The organism is Streptomyces sp. NPDC088746 (assembly GCF_044751065.1).
In the GTDB taxonomy this organism is placed as follows: domain Bacteria; phylum Actinomycetota; class Actinomycetes; order Streptomycetales; family Streptomycetaceae; genus Streptomyces.
The window spans coordinates 270,582-284,880 of the sequence record NZ_JBIVLA010000001.1 but is presented as its reverse complement, the minus strand read 5'-3'; the positions used below and the strand labels follow the sequence as shown (position 1 = coordinate 284,880).

Below are 14,299 nucleotides of genomic sequence, written 5' to 3'. Positions count from 1 at the left end.
ACTCGCACCCGGAACCACCGGATAGGAGAGGTTCCCCGATCGCGCCGAAGAGAGGCTCGTATTTCGTACAAATCGGCCGCCCGGGTGACGGCCGTGAAGCAGGTAAGTTCGGCCTTCCTTGCTGGCGGGAGGCCTTTTTCGTGCGTACTTTCGACGGTGCGGAGCGAGAAGCACGACTTGGGGACCGCTCCCGGAAATGGGGAGAGCTGTGTCCATCATCGAGACCGACGCCGTACTGCACGAGGCCCACCGGGACAACCACACGCACCGTGACGTCAACGGCGGCTGGCTGCGGCCCGCGGTGTTCGGCGCCATGGACGGCCTCGTCTCCAACCTCGCCCTGATGACGGGCGTCGCCGGCGGGGCGGTCTCCCAGCAGACCATCGTCATCACGGGCCTGGCCGGACTCGCCGCAGGCGCGTTCTCGATGGCCGCGGGGGAGTACACCTCCGTCGCCTCGCAGCGCGAGCTCGTCGAGGCCGAGCTCGCCGTCGAGCGGCGCGAGCTGCGCAAGCACCCGAAGGACGAGATGCGGGAGCTCGCCGCGCTCTACGAGTCCCGCGGCGTCGAGCCCGCCCTCGCCCAGGAGGTCGCGCGCCAGCTGTCCAGGGACCCGGAGCAGGCGCTGGAGATACACGCCCGCGAGGAGCTGGGCATCGACCCGGGCGACCTGCCCTCGCCCCTCGTCGCCGCCCTGTCCTCCTTCGGCGCCTTCGCCCTGGGCGCCCTGCTGCCCGTGCTGCCCTATCTGCTCGGCGCCACCGAGATGTGGCCCGCCGTGCTGCTGGCCCTGGCCGGCCTCTTCGGCTGCGGGGCTGTCGTGGCCAGGGTGACGGCACGCACCTGGTGGTTCAGCGGACTGCGTCAGCTCGTGCTCGGCGGGGCCGCCGCGGCGATCACGTACGGCCTGGGCGCGCTCTTCGGGGTGGCCGTCGGCTGAGGCTGCCGGACAGTGCCCGGGAACCCGGCCCGCCGGACGGGATTTCCCGGGCACCCTTGCGTTGTTGCACCTGTGTGACGTACGTCTTGACGCACGTCACTGGGCGGATGAGGTAAGCCGCCCGTAAAATGAGACGCTATGCAGTGCTACACATAAGTAGCCGTTACTCGGCGGTTTCGATTCCATGACCGCCGGGCAAGAGCCGTAGACACTCGCGGGCAACGACGCCTGCTCTCTGCGGTCTCCCCGGACAGTGATCCACAATGATCCTTCCGATCGTGACCCACCCGCACCACGGCTCCGTGGTGTCCGCATGTTGGAACGGGCTATTCGCTTTTTGAGAAGCGTTCCATCATGTAACCTGCACGAAATTTCGCAGAGGGCCAGCGTCGTCCCTCGGCACAGCACATGCCACGACGACGACGGGAGAGCCAATGCGTTCCGACGCCTGGTCGCCCATGGACGGTCGCCCTGTCCAGCAGGGGATGTACGACCCCCGTAACGAGCACGACGCCTGTGGTGTCGGGTTCGTGGCCACTCTGACCGGTGTGGCCAGCCATGAGCTGGTCGAGCAGGCGCTGACCGTACTGCGCAACCTCGAACACCGCGGCGCCACCGGATCCGAGCCCGACTCGGGTGACGGCGCCGGCATTCTCCTTCAGGTCCCGGACGCCTTCCTCCGCGAAGAGGCCGCGTTCGAGCTCCCCGAGGCCGGCTCCTACGCCGTAGGCATCGCCTTCCTGCCCGCGGACGACTCCACCGACGCCGTGAAGCAGATCGAGAAGATCGCCGCCGAAGAGGGCCTCGACGTCCTCGGCTGGCGCCAGGTCCCGGTCACGCCGGACATCCTCGGCAACGGCGCCCGCGCCGTCATGCCCGAGTTCCGCCAGCTGATCGTCGCCGACGGAAGCAGCACCGGCATCGCGCTGGACCGCAAGGCCTTCGTCCTGCGCAAGCGCGCCGAGCGTGAGGCCGGGGTGTACTTCCCCTCGCTCTCCGCACGCACGATCGTCTACAAGGGCATGCTCACCACCGGGCAGCTGGAGCCGTTCTTCCCGGACCTCTCCGACCGCCGCTTCGCCACCGCGGTCGCGCTGGTCCACTCCCGCTTCTCCACCAACACCTTCCCCAGCTGGCCGCTCGCCCACCCGTACCGCTTCGTCGCGCACAACGGCGAGATCAACACGGTCAAGGGCAACCGCAACTGGATGAAGGCCCGCGAGTCCCAGCTCGCCTCCAGCCTCTTCGGCGAGGCGCAGCTCGACCGGATCTTCCCCGTCTGCACCCCGGACGCCTCCGACTCGGCCTCCTTCGACGAGGTCCTGGAGCTGCTCCACCTCGGCGGCCGCTCCCTGCCGCACTCGGTGCTGATGATGGTCCCCGAGGCATGGGAGAACCACGCCTCCATGGACCCGGCCCGCCGCGCCTTCTACCAGTACCACTCCACGATGATGGAGCCCTGGGACGGCCCGGCCTGTGTCACCTTCACCGACGGCACCCAGGTCGGCGCGGTCCTCGACCGCAACGGTCTGCGCCCCGGCCGCTACTGGGTCACCGACGACGGCCTGGTCGTCCTCTCCTCCGAGGTCGGCGTCCTGGACATCGACCCGGCCAAGGTCGTCCGCAAGGGCCGCCTCCAGCCCGGCCGGATGTTCCTCGTCGACACCGCCGAGCACCGCATCGTCGAGGACGACGAGATCAAGGCGTCCCTGGCCGCCGAGAACCCGTACCAGGAGTGGCTGGAAACCGGCGAGATCGAGCTCGAGGACCTCCCCGAGCGCGAGCACATCGTCCACACCCACGCCTCGGTCACCCGCCGCCAGCAGACCTTCGGCTACACCGAGGAAGAGCTCCGCGTCCTCCTCGCCCCGATGGCCCGCACCGCCGGCGAACCCCTCGGCTCCATGGGCACCGACTCGCCCATCGCCGCGCTCTCCGAGCGCCCCCGGCTGCTCTTCGACTACTTCACCCAGCTCTTCGCCCAGGTCACCAACCCGCCGCTGGACGCCATCCGCGAGGAGCTCGTCACCTCGCTGCGCTCCACGCTCGGCCCCCAGGGCAACATCCTGGAGCCGACCGCCGCCGCCTGCCGCGCGGTCACTCTGCCCTTCCCGGTGATCGACAACGACGAGCTGGCCAAGCTCATACACATCAACGCCGACGGCGACATGCCGGGAATGAAGGCCGCGACCCTGTCCGGCCTCTACCGCGTCAGCGGCGGCGGCGAGGCACTCGCCGCACGGATCGAGCAGATCACCACCGAGGTCGACGCCGCCATAGAGGACGGCGCCCGCCTCATCGTCCTGTCCGACCGGCACTCCGACGCCGAGCACGCACCGATCCCCTCGCTGCTGCTCACCTCGGCCGTCCACCACCACCTCATCCGCACCAAGCAGCGCACCCAGGTGGGCCTGCTGGTCGAGGCCGGCGACGTCCGCGAGGTCCACCACGTCGCGCTGCTCATCGGTTACGGCGCCGCCGCCGTCAACCCGTACCTCGCCATGGAGTCCGTCGAGGACCTCGTCCGCGCCGGTACGTTCATCGAGGGCATCGAGCCCGAGCTGGCCATCCGCAACCTGATCTACGCCCTCGGCAAGGGCGTCCTGAAGGTCATGTCCAAGATGGGCATCTCGACCGTCGCCTCCTACCGCGGCGCCCAGGTCTTCGAGGCCGTCGGCCTCGACGAGGCCTTCGTCGCCCAGTACTTCAACGGCACCGCCACCAAGATCGGCGGCGCCGGACTCGACGTCGTCGCCAAGGAGGTCGCCGCCCGGCACACCAAGGCGTACCCCGCCTCCGGCATCTCCGCGTCCCACCGCGCGCTGGAGATCGGCGGCGAGTATCAGTGGCGCCGCGAGGGCGAGCCGCACCTGTTCGACCCGGAGACGGTCTTCCGCCTCCAGCACGCCACCCGCAACCGCCGGTACGACATCTTCAAGAAGTACACCGGCCGGGTCAACGAGCAGTCCGAGCGCCTCATGACGCTCCGCGGACTCTTCGGCTTCAAGAGCGGCCGCGAGCCGATCTCCATCGACGAGGTCGAGTCCGCCGCGGACATCGTCAAGCGCTTCTCCACCGGCGCCATGTCGTACGGCTCCATCTCCCAGGAGGCGCACGAGACGCTCGCCGTCGCCATGAACCAGCTGGGCGGCAAGTCCAACACCGGTGAGGGCGGCGAGGACGCCGAGCGTCTCTACGACCCGGCACGCCGCTCGTCCATCAAGCAGGTCGCCTCCGGCCGCTTCGGTGTCACCAGCGAGTACCTGGTCAACGCGGACGACATCCAGATCAAGATGGCGCAGGGCGCCAAGCCCGGCGAGGGCGGCCAGCTGCCCGGCCACAAGGTCTACCCGTGGGTCGCCAAGACCCGGCACTCCACCCCGGGCGTCGGCCTGATCTCGCCCCCGCCGCACCACGACATCTACTCCATCGAGGACCTGGCTCAGCTGATCCACGACCTCAAGAACGCCAACCCGGCGGCCCGCGTCCACGTGAAGCTGGTCTCCGAGGTCGGCGTCGGCACGGTCGCCGCCGGTGTCTCCAAGGCCCACGCGGACGTCGTGCTCATCTCCGGCCACGACGGCGGCACGGGTGCCTCGCCGCTCACCTCCCTCAAGCACGCGGGCGGCCCCTGGGAGCTCGGCCTCGCCGAGACCCAGCAGACCCTGCTGCTCAACGGCCTGCGCGACCGCATCGTCGTCCAGACCGACGGCCAGCTCAAGACCGGCCGCGACGTCGTCATCGCCGCGCTGCTGGGCGCCGAGGAGTTCGGTTTCGCGACCGCGCCGCTCGTCGTCTCCGGCTGCGTCATGATGCGCGTCTGTCACCTCGACACCTGCCCGGTCGGCATCGCCACCCAGAACCCCGTCCTGCGCGAGCGGTTCTCCGGCAAGGCCGAGTACATCGTCAACTTCTTCGAGTTCATCGCCGAAGAGGTCCGCGAGATCCTCGCCGAGCTCGGCTTCCGCACGATCGAGGAGGCCGTCGGCCACGCCGAACTCCTCGACACCGAGCGGGCCGTCACCCACTGGAAGGCACAGGGCCTCGACCTCGCGCCCCTCTTCTACGTGCCCGAGCTCCCCGAGGGCGCGGTGCGCCACCAGATCGCCGAGCAGGACCACGGCCTGGCCAAGGCCCTCGACAACGAGCTGATCAAGCTCGCCGCAGACGCCCTGGGCGCCGACAGCGCCGAGGCCGCCCAGCCCGTCCGGGCGCAGATCGCGATCCGCAACATCAACCGGACCGTCGGCACCATGCTCGGCCACGAGGTGACCAAGAAGTTCGGCGGTGCGGGCCTGCCCGACGACACCATCGACATCACCTTCACCGGGTCCGCCGGCCAGTCCTTCGGCGCGTTCGTACCGCGCGGTGTGACGCTGCGGCTGGAGGGTGACGCCAACGACTACGTCGGCAAGGGCCTCTCCGGCGGCCGCGTCATCGTCCGCCCGGACCGCGGCGCCGACCACCTCGCCGAGTACTCCACCATCGCCGGCAACACCATCGGCTACGGCGCCACCGGCGGCGAGCTCTTCCTCCGCGGCCGTACCGGCGAGCGCTTCTGCGTCCGTAACTCCGGTGCCACGGTCGTCTCGGAAGGCGTGGGCGACCACGGCTGCGAGTACATGACCGGCGGCCACGCCGTCGTCCTCGGCGAGACCGGACGCAACTTCGCCGCGGGCATGTCCGGCGGCATCGCGTACGTCATCGACCTCGACCTCGACAACGTCAACACCGGCAACGTCGGCGCCGTCGAGCTCCTGGACGACACCGACAGGCAGTGGCTGCACGATGTCGTGCGCCGCCACCAGGAGGAGACCGGCTCCACGGTCGCCGAGAAGCTGCTGGCCGACTGGGACACCGCGGTCACCCGCTTCAGCAAGATCATCCCGTCCACCTACAAGGCAGTGCTCGCCGCCAAGGACGCCGCTGAGCTCGCCGGTCTCTCCGAGCAGGAGACCACCGAGAAGATGATGGAGGCGGCGACCAATGGCTGACCCCAAGGGCTTCCTGACCACCGGACGCGAGGTCGCCGAGACCCGCCCCGTCGGCGAGCGTGTCAAGGACTGGAACGAGGTCTACGTTCCGGGCTCGCTGCTCCCGATCATCAGCAAGCAGGCCGGCCGCTGCATGGACTGCGGCATCCCGTTCTGCCACAACGGCTGCCCGCTCGGAAACCTCATCCCCGAGTGGAACGACTACGCCTACCGCGAGGACTGGTCGGCGGCGTCCGAGCGCCTGCACGCCACGAACAACTTCCCGGAGTTCACGGGCCGCCTGTGCCCCGCTCCGTGCGAGTCGGCGTGCGTCCTCGGCATCAACCAGCCGGCCGTCACCATCAAGAACGTCGAAGTCAGCATCATCGACAAGGCGTGGGACAGCGGCGACGTCACCCCGCAGCCGCCCGAGCGGCTCTCCGGCAAGACCGTCGCCGTCATCGGCTCCGGCCCGGCGGGTCTCGCCGCCGCCCAGCAGCTCACCCGGGCCGGCCACACGGTCGTCGTCTACGAGCGCGCCGACCGCATCGGGGGCCTCCTCCGCTACGGCATCCCCGAGTTCAAGATGGAGAAGTCGCACATCAACCGCCGCATCGAGCAGATGCGTGCGGAAGGCACCAAGTTCCGCACGGAGGTGGAGATCGGCAAGGACATCGACGCCGCCAAGCTCCGCCGCCGCTACGACTCGGTCGTCATCGCCGCCGGTGCCACCGTCTCCCGCGACCTGCCCGTCCCGGGCCGCGACCTCAACGGCGTGCACTTCGCGATGGAGTACCTCCCGCTCGCCAACAAGGTGCAGGAGGGCGACCTGACGGTCTCCCCGATCACCGCCCAGGGCAAGCACGTCGTCGTCATCGGCGGCGGCGACACCGGCGCCGACTGCGTCGGCACCGCCCACCGGCAGGGCGCGGCCTCCGTCACCCAGCTGGAGATCATGCCGCAGCCGGGCGAGGAGCGTAACGCCAACCAGCCCTGGCCGACCTTCCCGATGCTCTACAAGGTCACCTCCGCGCACGAGGAGGGCGGCGAGCGGCTCTACTCCGTCTCCACCACCCACTTCGAGGGCGACGAGGACGGCAACGTCCAGTCCCTCCACCTCATCGAGGTGGAGTTCAAGGACGGCAAGCTGGAGCAGAAGGCCGGCACCGAGCGCGTCATCCCGGCCCAGCTCGTCACCCTGGCCATGGGCTTCACCGGCACCGACCAGGCCAACGGCCTCGTCCAGCAGTTCGGCCTCGACCTCGACGAGCGCGGCAACATCGCACGCGACGAGGACTACGCGACCAACGTCGACGGCGTCTACGTCGCCGGTGACGCGGGCCGCGGCCAGTCCCTCATTGTCTGGGCCATCGCCGAGGGCCGCTCCGCGGCGCGCGGCGTGGACCGCTTCCTGACCGGGACCAGTGCCCTGCACGCCCCGATCCGCCCGACGGACCGTTCCCTGACGGTCTGACCACGGCACACAGACGTCCCGTACAACGGCGTACGGAACTGAACGCGGCGCCCGCCCCCGTCCCCGACCGGACAAGGGCGGGCGCCGCGGCGCGTCCGGACGCGGCCGGGCTCAGCCGACCAGCGCCAGCGCGGACACGGCGGCCAGCGTGCCCGTCACCGACAGCAGCAGACCGGTCCCCACGAAACGGCCCAGGGCGATCCGCGTCCCGTGCCGGCGGCACCGCTCGAACCACAGCAGCGTCGCCAGGGACGCCCACGGGGTGACGAGCGGCCCCACATTGACGCCGATCAGCAGAGCCAGCAACTGCCTGTGGTTCTCCGCCGGGACGACCGCCTCGCCCGCCAGATACGCCGGCAGGTTGTTCACGACGTTCGACAGCCCCGCCCCCACCGCCGCCGACCGCAGCATCCCCACGAACCCGTTGCCGGTCCCCAGCGCCGATTCCAGCAGCTCGTGCAGGCCGTGCGCGTCGACCGTCTCCACCACCAGGAACATCCCCGGGACCAGCACCAGCAGCCGCCACGGCACCAGCGACAGCCGCAGCTCCTGCCTGCGCCTGACGGCGAACGCCACCACGACCACCACCATCCCCGTCAGCGACACCGACCAGAGCGGAAAGTCCGCCACCAGGATCGCCAGCAGGAAACCCCCGCAGGCCACCGCGCAGATCCGCAGCAGGACGGGATCCCCCGCCACCGGCGCTTCCGGCGGGGTGTAGCGGCCCTGGCCCTCGCCGCGCCGGCCACGCCGCCAGTAGAAGACCCACAGGCAGGCCGCAGTCACGGCGATCGACGCGAGCTGGGGCAGCCACATCACCGCGGCGAGACCGGACGGCGAGAGCGCCACCCGGTCCGCCGCCAGCAGATTCGTCAGGTTCGAGACCGGCAGCAGCAGACTCGCCGTGTTGGCCAGCCACACCGTCGTCATCGCCAGGGGCAAGGGCGCGATCCCCACCCGGGCGGCCAGCGCCAGCATCACCGGGGTGAGCAGCACCGCCGTGGTGTCCAGATTCAGCGTGACGGTGGTGAGCGAGGCGAATGCCACGCACAGCCCGAAGAGCAGCGGATAGCGCCCCCGCCCCGCCCGCGCCACCCAGGCCGCCACCACATCGAAGACCTGAGCCCGGCCCGTCAGCTCGGCCATCACGATCACGGTGCCCAGGAACACCACCAGCGGGCCGACACGCCGCATCTCGTCCGCGGCGGGCTCCGGGGGCAGCAGCCCCGTCACCACCGCGAGCAGCCCCAGGACCAGCAGACCGCCCGCGAGCCGGTCGAGCGGGTGCAGCCGCCGGACACGCCTGCCCGGGCCCTCACCCGGCTCCTCGCTCCCGGCCTCCGGCCGTTCCACCGGCCTCTCTCTCATCACGGGACGATGGTCCCAGAAAGTGGACTCACCCCGGTGATTGGCGAGCTCCCATCAGACCGCGTCCGTCAGACCGCGCCTGTCAAACCGCGCCCATCAGACCGCGCCTATCAGACCGCGCCCGTCAGATCGCGCCCGTCAGAGCCGCCGTCCGGACGGCGACGACCGCCGCCAGCAGCACGACCAGGACCGCGCCGCCGGCCAGCTGCGTCGCGGACGTCCGCAGCTTCGCCGGCGCGTACGCGAGCCCGTAGGTCACCAGCCCACCGGTCAGCAGCCCGCCCAGGTGGCTCTCCCACGAGGTGAACACGGCGGAGATCACCATCCAGAGCAGGAACCCCGCCATGAAGCGGTTGACCGGCCCCATGTCCCGGCCCAGACGGCGGTTGATGACGTAGAAGGACGCCGCCAGGCCGAAGATCGCCCCCGACGCACCGACCGCCGTCGTCTCCGGCGAGACCAGGTACACCAGCACCGAACCGCCCACCGCGGACAGCAGATACAGCGCCAGATACCGCGCACGGCCCAGCTGCCCCTCCACGACCCTGCCGAGATTCCACAGTGCGAGCATGTTGAAGAGCAGGTGCATCACACCGAACGACGCGTCGGGCGGCAGATGCAGGAAGGCGCCCGTCAGCAGCCGGTACCACTCACCGTCCGCCACCCCGCTCAGCTCGAAGCCGGGGTAGGTCTCACCCTTGTAGTAGTACTGCTCGCCGGTGGAGTCCACCAGCACCGCCCCGAGCATCCCGAACCGGTCGACCGTCCCGGACCGCAGTACCTCGACGGCGTACGCCACGATGTTCAGGGCCATCAGCACATACGTCACGACCGGTTTCGCGGCGCTCGGCACCGCGCCGCCGAACAGCGAGCGGGCCTGCCGGACCGAGCGCTGCCCCTCCTGTACGCAGTCCACGCAGTGGTGCCCCACGGACGCCTCACGCATGCAGTCGGGGCAGATGTACCGGTCGCAACGCGTGCAGCGCACATACGTCTCGTGCGACGGGTGGCGATAACACGTGGTGGCGGCGGCCGTCATGGCCGGCTCCTTCATTCGTGGACGGAGGGCCGCAGGGGGGCGGCGGCGCTCAAGATAGCGAACGCGGGTGAGGCGGAGCACACCTGGGGCCGGGGGACCGGCGCCCGGAACTCAGGGCACCGGCAGGCCCTGAGCCGGGCCGGGCGGCGTCCGATCCGGTGACACGGGAACAAACACGACAGAGGATGTCCGGTTTACGGGGTTCGATGGAACCCATGACACCGAACGTGACACCCGCTTCGTGGCAGGACTTCCGCACGGCGGAACCGGCCTTCGCCGACACCGTGCGGAAACGGTTCCAGCTGTACAAGCACCACGTCCTCGCGACCCTTCGCGCGGACGGCTCCCCCCGGGTCACCGGCCTGGAGGTGGATTTCCGCATGGACGCCCTGTGGCTGGGCATGATGCCCGGCTCCCGCAAGGCACTGGACCTGCGACGGGACCCGCGCTTCGCCGTCCACGCCAATCCCGGGCCGGACGCGGAGATGGCCGACGGGGACGTACGCATCTCCGGGCGGGCCGTGGAGATCACCGATGCCGCCGTACTGGCACGCTTCACCGAGGAGGCGGCCCCGCCGGAGCCCTTCCTCCTCTTCCGCGCCGAACCCACCGAGGTGGTCCGGACCGCGATCGACGGCGACGACATCGTCGTACAGGTCTGGCGCCCCGGCCACCCCTTGCGCACCCTGCGCAGGGGCAACGACGACAGTCCGGTACGAGAGGGCTGACGCGGCCGACCCAGGGGGCGGGTCACCCGCTCGGCGTAACCCCTGCCGCGGATCCGGCCGCCGGGCGGCACGCGGGCCGCGAGCGCGCCGATACGGCAACCGGGTGAATCCGACTCCCGGACGAGGACGCCCCGGCCCCTCATGGGCCGCCCGGCGGAACGGTGCCCTCCGTCGCCCGCCGGAAGGCGCCCGGCCCTAGGGGGAACAGGGCGGGAAGCATCCGGGAACGATTCCGGAACCCGTCATGAACGGTCCCCGCCACCCTGCTGGTCAGCAGACCTTCCGGCGCGCCGGGGGCGGAGGGATCTGCCGCTCACCGGCAGAACGTGCTACGGTTGCCGAGTTGCAGTTTTGGTACCCATGAACTTTATGTGCGCCTGACGGGAACCCTCCTCAGGCGCTTTATTGTTTTCCGGCTTTCTCCGGATGGGGCTCAATGCGGCGACTTGGAATTCGTAAAGTGCGGATTTCCGGCACTGCACCTCTTTTAGGAGAATGACATGGCTACTGGAACCGTGAAGTGGTTCAACTCGGAAAAGGGCTTCGGCTTCATCGAGCAGGACGGCGGCGGCGCCGACGTCTTCGCCCACTACTCGAACATCGCCACCCAGGGCTTCCGTGAGCTCCAGGAGGGCCAGAAGGTCTCCTTCGACGTCACGCAGGGCCAGAAGGGCCCGCAGGCGGAGAACATCGTCCCGGCCTAATCGCCGGACGCGTACCTCGCGACCGGGGCCCGCACCGTGAAGGTGCGGGCCCCGGTTTGTGCTGTTTCCGACTCATCCTTTCCCGGTTCGGTTCCGCAACCGGGACACCTGCTCTGTGCTTGCATCCTGGGGCGCACATCAAGCAGTCCACAGCAGTCGGCAGTAACCCCAGGAATCCCCCAGGAGGGCAATTCCGTATGACCCGCTCCGAACGCCAGGACCGACCCGCCCGCAACCGCCCGATAAGGGGCCGCGGCACGGACCGGCCGCAGGCGAACACCCGAGGATCCGGCAAGGCACCGGCCCGCCGCAGGACCGCGTCCGCCCAGGGCGGAGAGTTCGCCCTGCCGGAGACCCTCACCCCCGCGCTGCCCGCCGTCGACGCCTTCGCCGACCTGGACATGCCCGCCGCGCTGCTGAAGACCCTCGCCGCACAGGGCGTGACCGACCCCTTCCCCATCCAGGGCGCCACCCTGCCGAACTCGCTGGCCGGCCGGGACATCCTCGGCCGCGGCCGCACCGGCTCGGGCAAGACCCTGGCCTTCGGCCTGGCACTCCTCGCCCGCACCGCAGGACGCCGCTCCGAGCCGCACGCACCGCTGGCACTCGTCCTCGTCCCGACCCGCGAGCTCGCCCAGCAGGTCACCGACGCGCTGACCCCGTACGCCACCTCCGTCAACCTGCGCGTCGCCACCGTCGTCGGCGGCATGTCGATCAGCAGGCAGTCCGGCGCGCTGCGCCGCGGCGCCGAGGTGCTCGTCGCCACTCCGGGACGGCTCAAGGACCTCATCGAGCGCGGCGACTGCCGGCTCGACGAGGTCGCGATCACCGTCCTCGACGAGGCCGACCAGATGGCCGACATGGGCTTCATGCCGCAGGTCGTCGCGCTGCTCAAGCAGGTCGAGCCGGACGGCCAGCGGATGCTGTTCTCCGCGACCCTCGACAAGAACATCGACCGGCTGGTCAAGATGTTCCTCACCGACCCGGTCGTGCACTCCGTGGACCCGTCCGCCGGTGCGGTCACCACGATGGAGCACCACGTGCTCCACGTCCTGGACGAGACGGACAAGAAGGCCGTCGCCACGAAGATCGCCGCCCGTGAGGGTCGCGTGATCATGTTCGTCGACACCAAGCGTGCCGCCGACCGCTTCGCCAAGCGGCTCCTCGCCAGCGGCGTGCGGGCCGCGGCCCTGCACGGCGGCCGGTCCCAGCCGCAGCGCAACCGGACGCTGGACCAGTTCAAGAACGGGCAGGTCACCGCGCTCGTCGCGACGAACGTGGCGGCCCGTGGCATCCACATCGACGACCTCGACCTGGTCGTCAACGTGGACCCGCCGACCGACCACAAGGACTACCTCCACCGCGGCGGGCGCACCGCGCGCGCCGGGGAGTCCGGCAGCGTCGTCACGCTCGTGCTGCCCGAGGAGAAGCGCGAGATGACCCGGCTGATGCAGGACGCGGGCATCGCGCCGCGCACCACCCGGATCAAGTCCAGCGACGACGAGCTCGGCCGGATCACGGGTGCCCGTGAACCGTCCGGCGTCGCGATCGTCATCGAGGTGCCGCAGCCGACCCAGCCCAAGCCGCGTACGCGCGGCACCGGTTCGGGTTCGGGCGCGGCGGCCGGCGGACCGTTCCGCTCGGGCAGCCGCGGACGCGGCCGACGCGGTGGTACGGGCGCGGGCTCGGGCGCCGCACAGGGCGGCGCCGGCGGCGCGGCCCGCGGCGGTGCGGGCGGCGGCGGCGCGCGTGGCGGCTCCGGCGGCGGTGCGGGCGGCGGCGGCGCGCGTGGCGGCTCCGGCGGCGGTGCGGCCCGTGGTGGTGCCGGCGGCGCGGGCGGATCCGCGCGCGGCGGCGGTGCCGGCCGGGCCGGCTCCACCGGGCGCGGCAGCGCTCCCGGCCGTGGCCGCAGGGCGGCATGACCACAGGGTGCGGTGACCGGTCCCCCCGGTCACCGCACCCGTCGCGCGGCCTCACTTCCCGGGTGCGGCCTCGTAGCCGTCGAGCGCCCGCGCCGCCGCCCCGGCCGGCGCCGGGGCCGCGGTCCGGGCCAGCTCCCGCAGCAGCGGCACCGCCCGGTCGGCGAACGGCCTGCCGCCGCCATGGAATCCGAGCCGTGCCAGCACATCCACACCGAAGGTCTGCCGCAGCGGGTCCTCGCTCGCCGTCCACGCCGCCGCCGCCTGAAACGTCTCCTCGTCACCGCGCTGCCACAACGCCCCGACGGCCACCAGCCAGTTGTCCAGCCCGGGTTCCCCCTCCCGCAGCGCCCGCACGGCCAGCTCCTCGAACGGGGCCCGCAGGCCCAGCTCGCTCTCCAGCAGCGTCGCGATCGCCCCGTGCCCCGTCTGCAGGTCCTGGGACGCGAACAGCTCCCCGTCCCGCAGCAGTTCGGCCGTGACGGTCACCCCGCCGTCCGCCGTCGCGCGGCGCACCACGCTCTCGTGGCCCTCGTCCCCGTACATACGCCGCAGCGCGTCCCGCACCACCCGCTCGACGTCCAGCGTGAGCATGCGCCTGGCCTCCTCCAGCGCGGGGGACAGGTCGCGGGCGCCGTGCCGGAGCAGGGCCCGAACGGTGTGCGCCGACCCCCGCCGGGCCGCCACCACCAGCGGCGTCTCACCCTGCGGGCCGGGCACGTCCGGGTCGGCGCCATGGGCCAGGAGCGTCTCCGCGACCCGGGCGTGACCGAGGCCCGCGGCCCAGCGCAGCGCCGTGAAGCCGAACTCCTCGCTCAGATCCGGCTCGGCCCCGGCCGACAGGAGCGCCCCGACGACCTCCGCGTGCCCGCCGCACGCCGCCCCGCAGAGCGGCAGATCCCCGGCCTCCGGGCCGCTCGCCCGATTCGGGTCCGCGCCCGCCGCCAGGAGCAGCCGCACCGCGCCGGGCAGGTCCTGCACGGACGCCAGATAGAGCGCGGTCGTCCCCTCCTCGTCGCTCGACTCGGCGGACGCGCCCGCACGGAGCGCCCGTACGACGGCGTCCTCATCGGCGTACAACGCCTCGAAGAGGCTGCTGGCACCCCCAACCGGACCATTCGTCATACACCGACCCTACGACCACCCCGGACCGG

At 71.1% G+C, this 14,299-nt stretch carries 9 protein-coding genes; 6 read left to right on the top strand and 3 right to left on the bottom strand.

The window, feature by feature from the left end:
- The first annotated feature begins 208 nt into the window (after nucleotides 1-208).
- The 3 genes from ACIP63_RS01300 to ACIP63_RS01290 all read left to right on the top strand — a co-directional run bounded on the left by ACIP63_RS01300 (nucleotide 209) and on the right by ACIP63_RS01290 (nucleotide 7,387).
- Nucleotides 209-940 (top strand): VIT1/CCC1 transporter family protein, encoded by a 732-nt coding sequence (locus tag ACIP63_RS01300; RefSeq protein ID WP_401510312.1) that lies wholly within the window; start codon nucleotides 209-211, stop codon nucleotides 938-940.
- Between the two features lie 434 nt (nucleotides 941-1,374).
- A complete protein-coding gene (gltB, locus tag ACIP63_RS01295; protein WP_401510311.1) occupies nucleotides 1,375-5,934 on the top strand; it encodes a glutamate synthase large subunit in 4,560 nt (1,519 codons plus the stop codon).
- On the top strand, nucleotides 5,927-7,387 hold the full coding sequence (locus ACIP63_RS01290; RefSeq protein ID WP_401510309.1) for a glutamate synthase subunit beta: 1,461 nt from the start codon (nucleotides 5,927-5,929) through the stop codon (nucleotides 7,385-7,387). The genes gltB and ACIP63_RS01290 overlap by 8 nt, the downstream gene beginning before the upstream one ends.
- A gap of 111 nt (nucleotides 7,388-7,498) precedes the next feature.
- Here the strand turns inward: ACIP63_RS01290 and ACIP63_RS01285 are convergent, their stop codons facing one another.
- Both ACIP63_RS01285 and ACIP63_RS01280 read right to left on the bottom strand, forming a co-directional pair.
- Nucleotides 7,499-8,755 (bottom strand): SLC13 family permease, encoded by a 1,257-nt coding sequence (locus tag ACIP63_RS01285; protein WP_401510307.1) that lies wholly within the window; start codon nucleotides 8,753-8,755, stop codon nucleotides 7,499-7,501.
- Between the two features lie 124 nt (nucleotides 8,756-8,879).
- Complete coding sequence (locus tag ACIP63_RS01280) at nucleotides 8,880-9,794, bottom strand: rhomboid family intramembrane serine protease (RefSeq protein WP_401510305.1); 915 nt, start codon at nucleotides 9,792-9,794, stop codon at nucleotides 8,880-8,882.
- Between the two features lie 185 nt (nucleotides 9,795-9,979).
- Here ACIP63_RS01280 and ACIP63_RS01275 point away from each other — a divergent pair, with 185 nt between their 5' ends.
- From ACIP63_RS01275 to ACIP63_RS01265, 3 genes are all read left to right on the top strand, one after another.
- Nucleotides 9,980-10,522: a pyridoxamine 5'-phosphate oxidase family protein gene (locus tag ACIP63_RS01275; protein WP_401510303.1), complete on the top strand. Its 543-nt coding sequence runs from the start codon at nucleotides 9,980-9,982 to the stop codon at nucleotides 10,520-10,522.
- 500 nt (nucleotides 10,523-11,022) lie between these two features.
- Nucleotides 11,023-11,226, top strand: coding sequence for a cold-shock protein (locus tag ACIP63_RS01270; RefSeq protein WP_015607926.1), 204 nt, complete (start codon nucleotides 11,023-11,025; stop codon nucleotides 11,224-11,226).
- A gap of 197 nt (nucleotides 11,227-11,423) precedes the next feature.
- Nucleotides 11,424-13,148, top strand: coding sequence for a DEAD/DEAH box helicase (locus ACIP63_RS01265; protein WP_401510302.1), 1,725 nt, complete (start codon nucleotides 11,424-11,426; stop codon nucleotides 13,146-13,148).
- Between the two features lie 51 nt (nucleotides 13,149-13,199).
- On the opposite strand, the gene ACIP63_RS01260 is transcribed toward ACIP63_RS01265, so the two are convergent.
- Nucleotides 13,200-14,270 (bottom strand): ankyrin repeat domain-containing protein, encoded by a 1,071-nt coding sequence (locus ACIP63_RS01260; RefSeq protein ID WP_401510300.1) that lies wholly within the window; start codon nucleotides 14,268-14,270, stop codon nucleotides 13,200-13,202.
- Nucleotides 14,271-14,299: the final 29 nt, after the last annotated feature.

Excerpts from the sequence above, each read along its gene's own strand:
- gltB (WP_401510311.1), top strand. The coding sequence starts at position 1,375 with ATGCGTTCCGACGCCTGGTCGCCCATGGACGGTCGCCCTGTCCAGCAG.
- ACIP63_RS01290 (WP_401510309.1), top strand. The coding sequence starts at position 5,927 with ATGGCTGACCCCAAGGGCTTCCTGACCACCGGACGCGAGGTCGCCGAG.
- ACIP63_RS01285 (WP_401510307.1), bottom strand. The coding sequence starts at position 8,755 with ATGAGAGAGAGGCCGGTGGAACGGCCGGAGGCCGGGAGCGAGGAGCCG.
- ACIP63_RS01280 (WP_401510305.1), bottom strand. The coding sequence starts at position 9,794 with ATGACGGCCGCCGCCACCACGTGTTATCGCCACCCGTCGCACGAGACG.
- ACIP63_RS01275 (WP_401510303.1), top strand. The coding sequence starts at position 9,980 with ATGTCCGGTTTACGGGGTTCGATGGAACCCATGACACCGAACGTGACA.
- ACIP63_RS01270 (WP_015607926.1), top strand. The coding sequence starts at position 11,023 with ATGGCTACTGGAACCGTGAAGTGGTTCAACTCGGAAAAGGGCTTCGGC.
- ACIP63_RS01265 (WP_401510302.1), top strand. The coding sequence starts at position 11,424 with ATGACCCGCTCCGAACGCCAGGACCGACCCGCCCGCAACCGCCCGATA.
- ACIP63_RS01260 (WP_401510300.1), bottom strand. The coding sequence starts at position 14,270 with ATGACGAATGGTCCGGTTGGGGGTGCCAGCAGCCTCTTCGAGGCGTTG.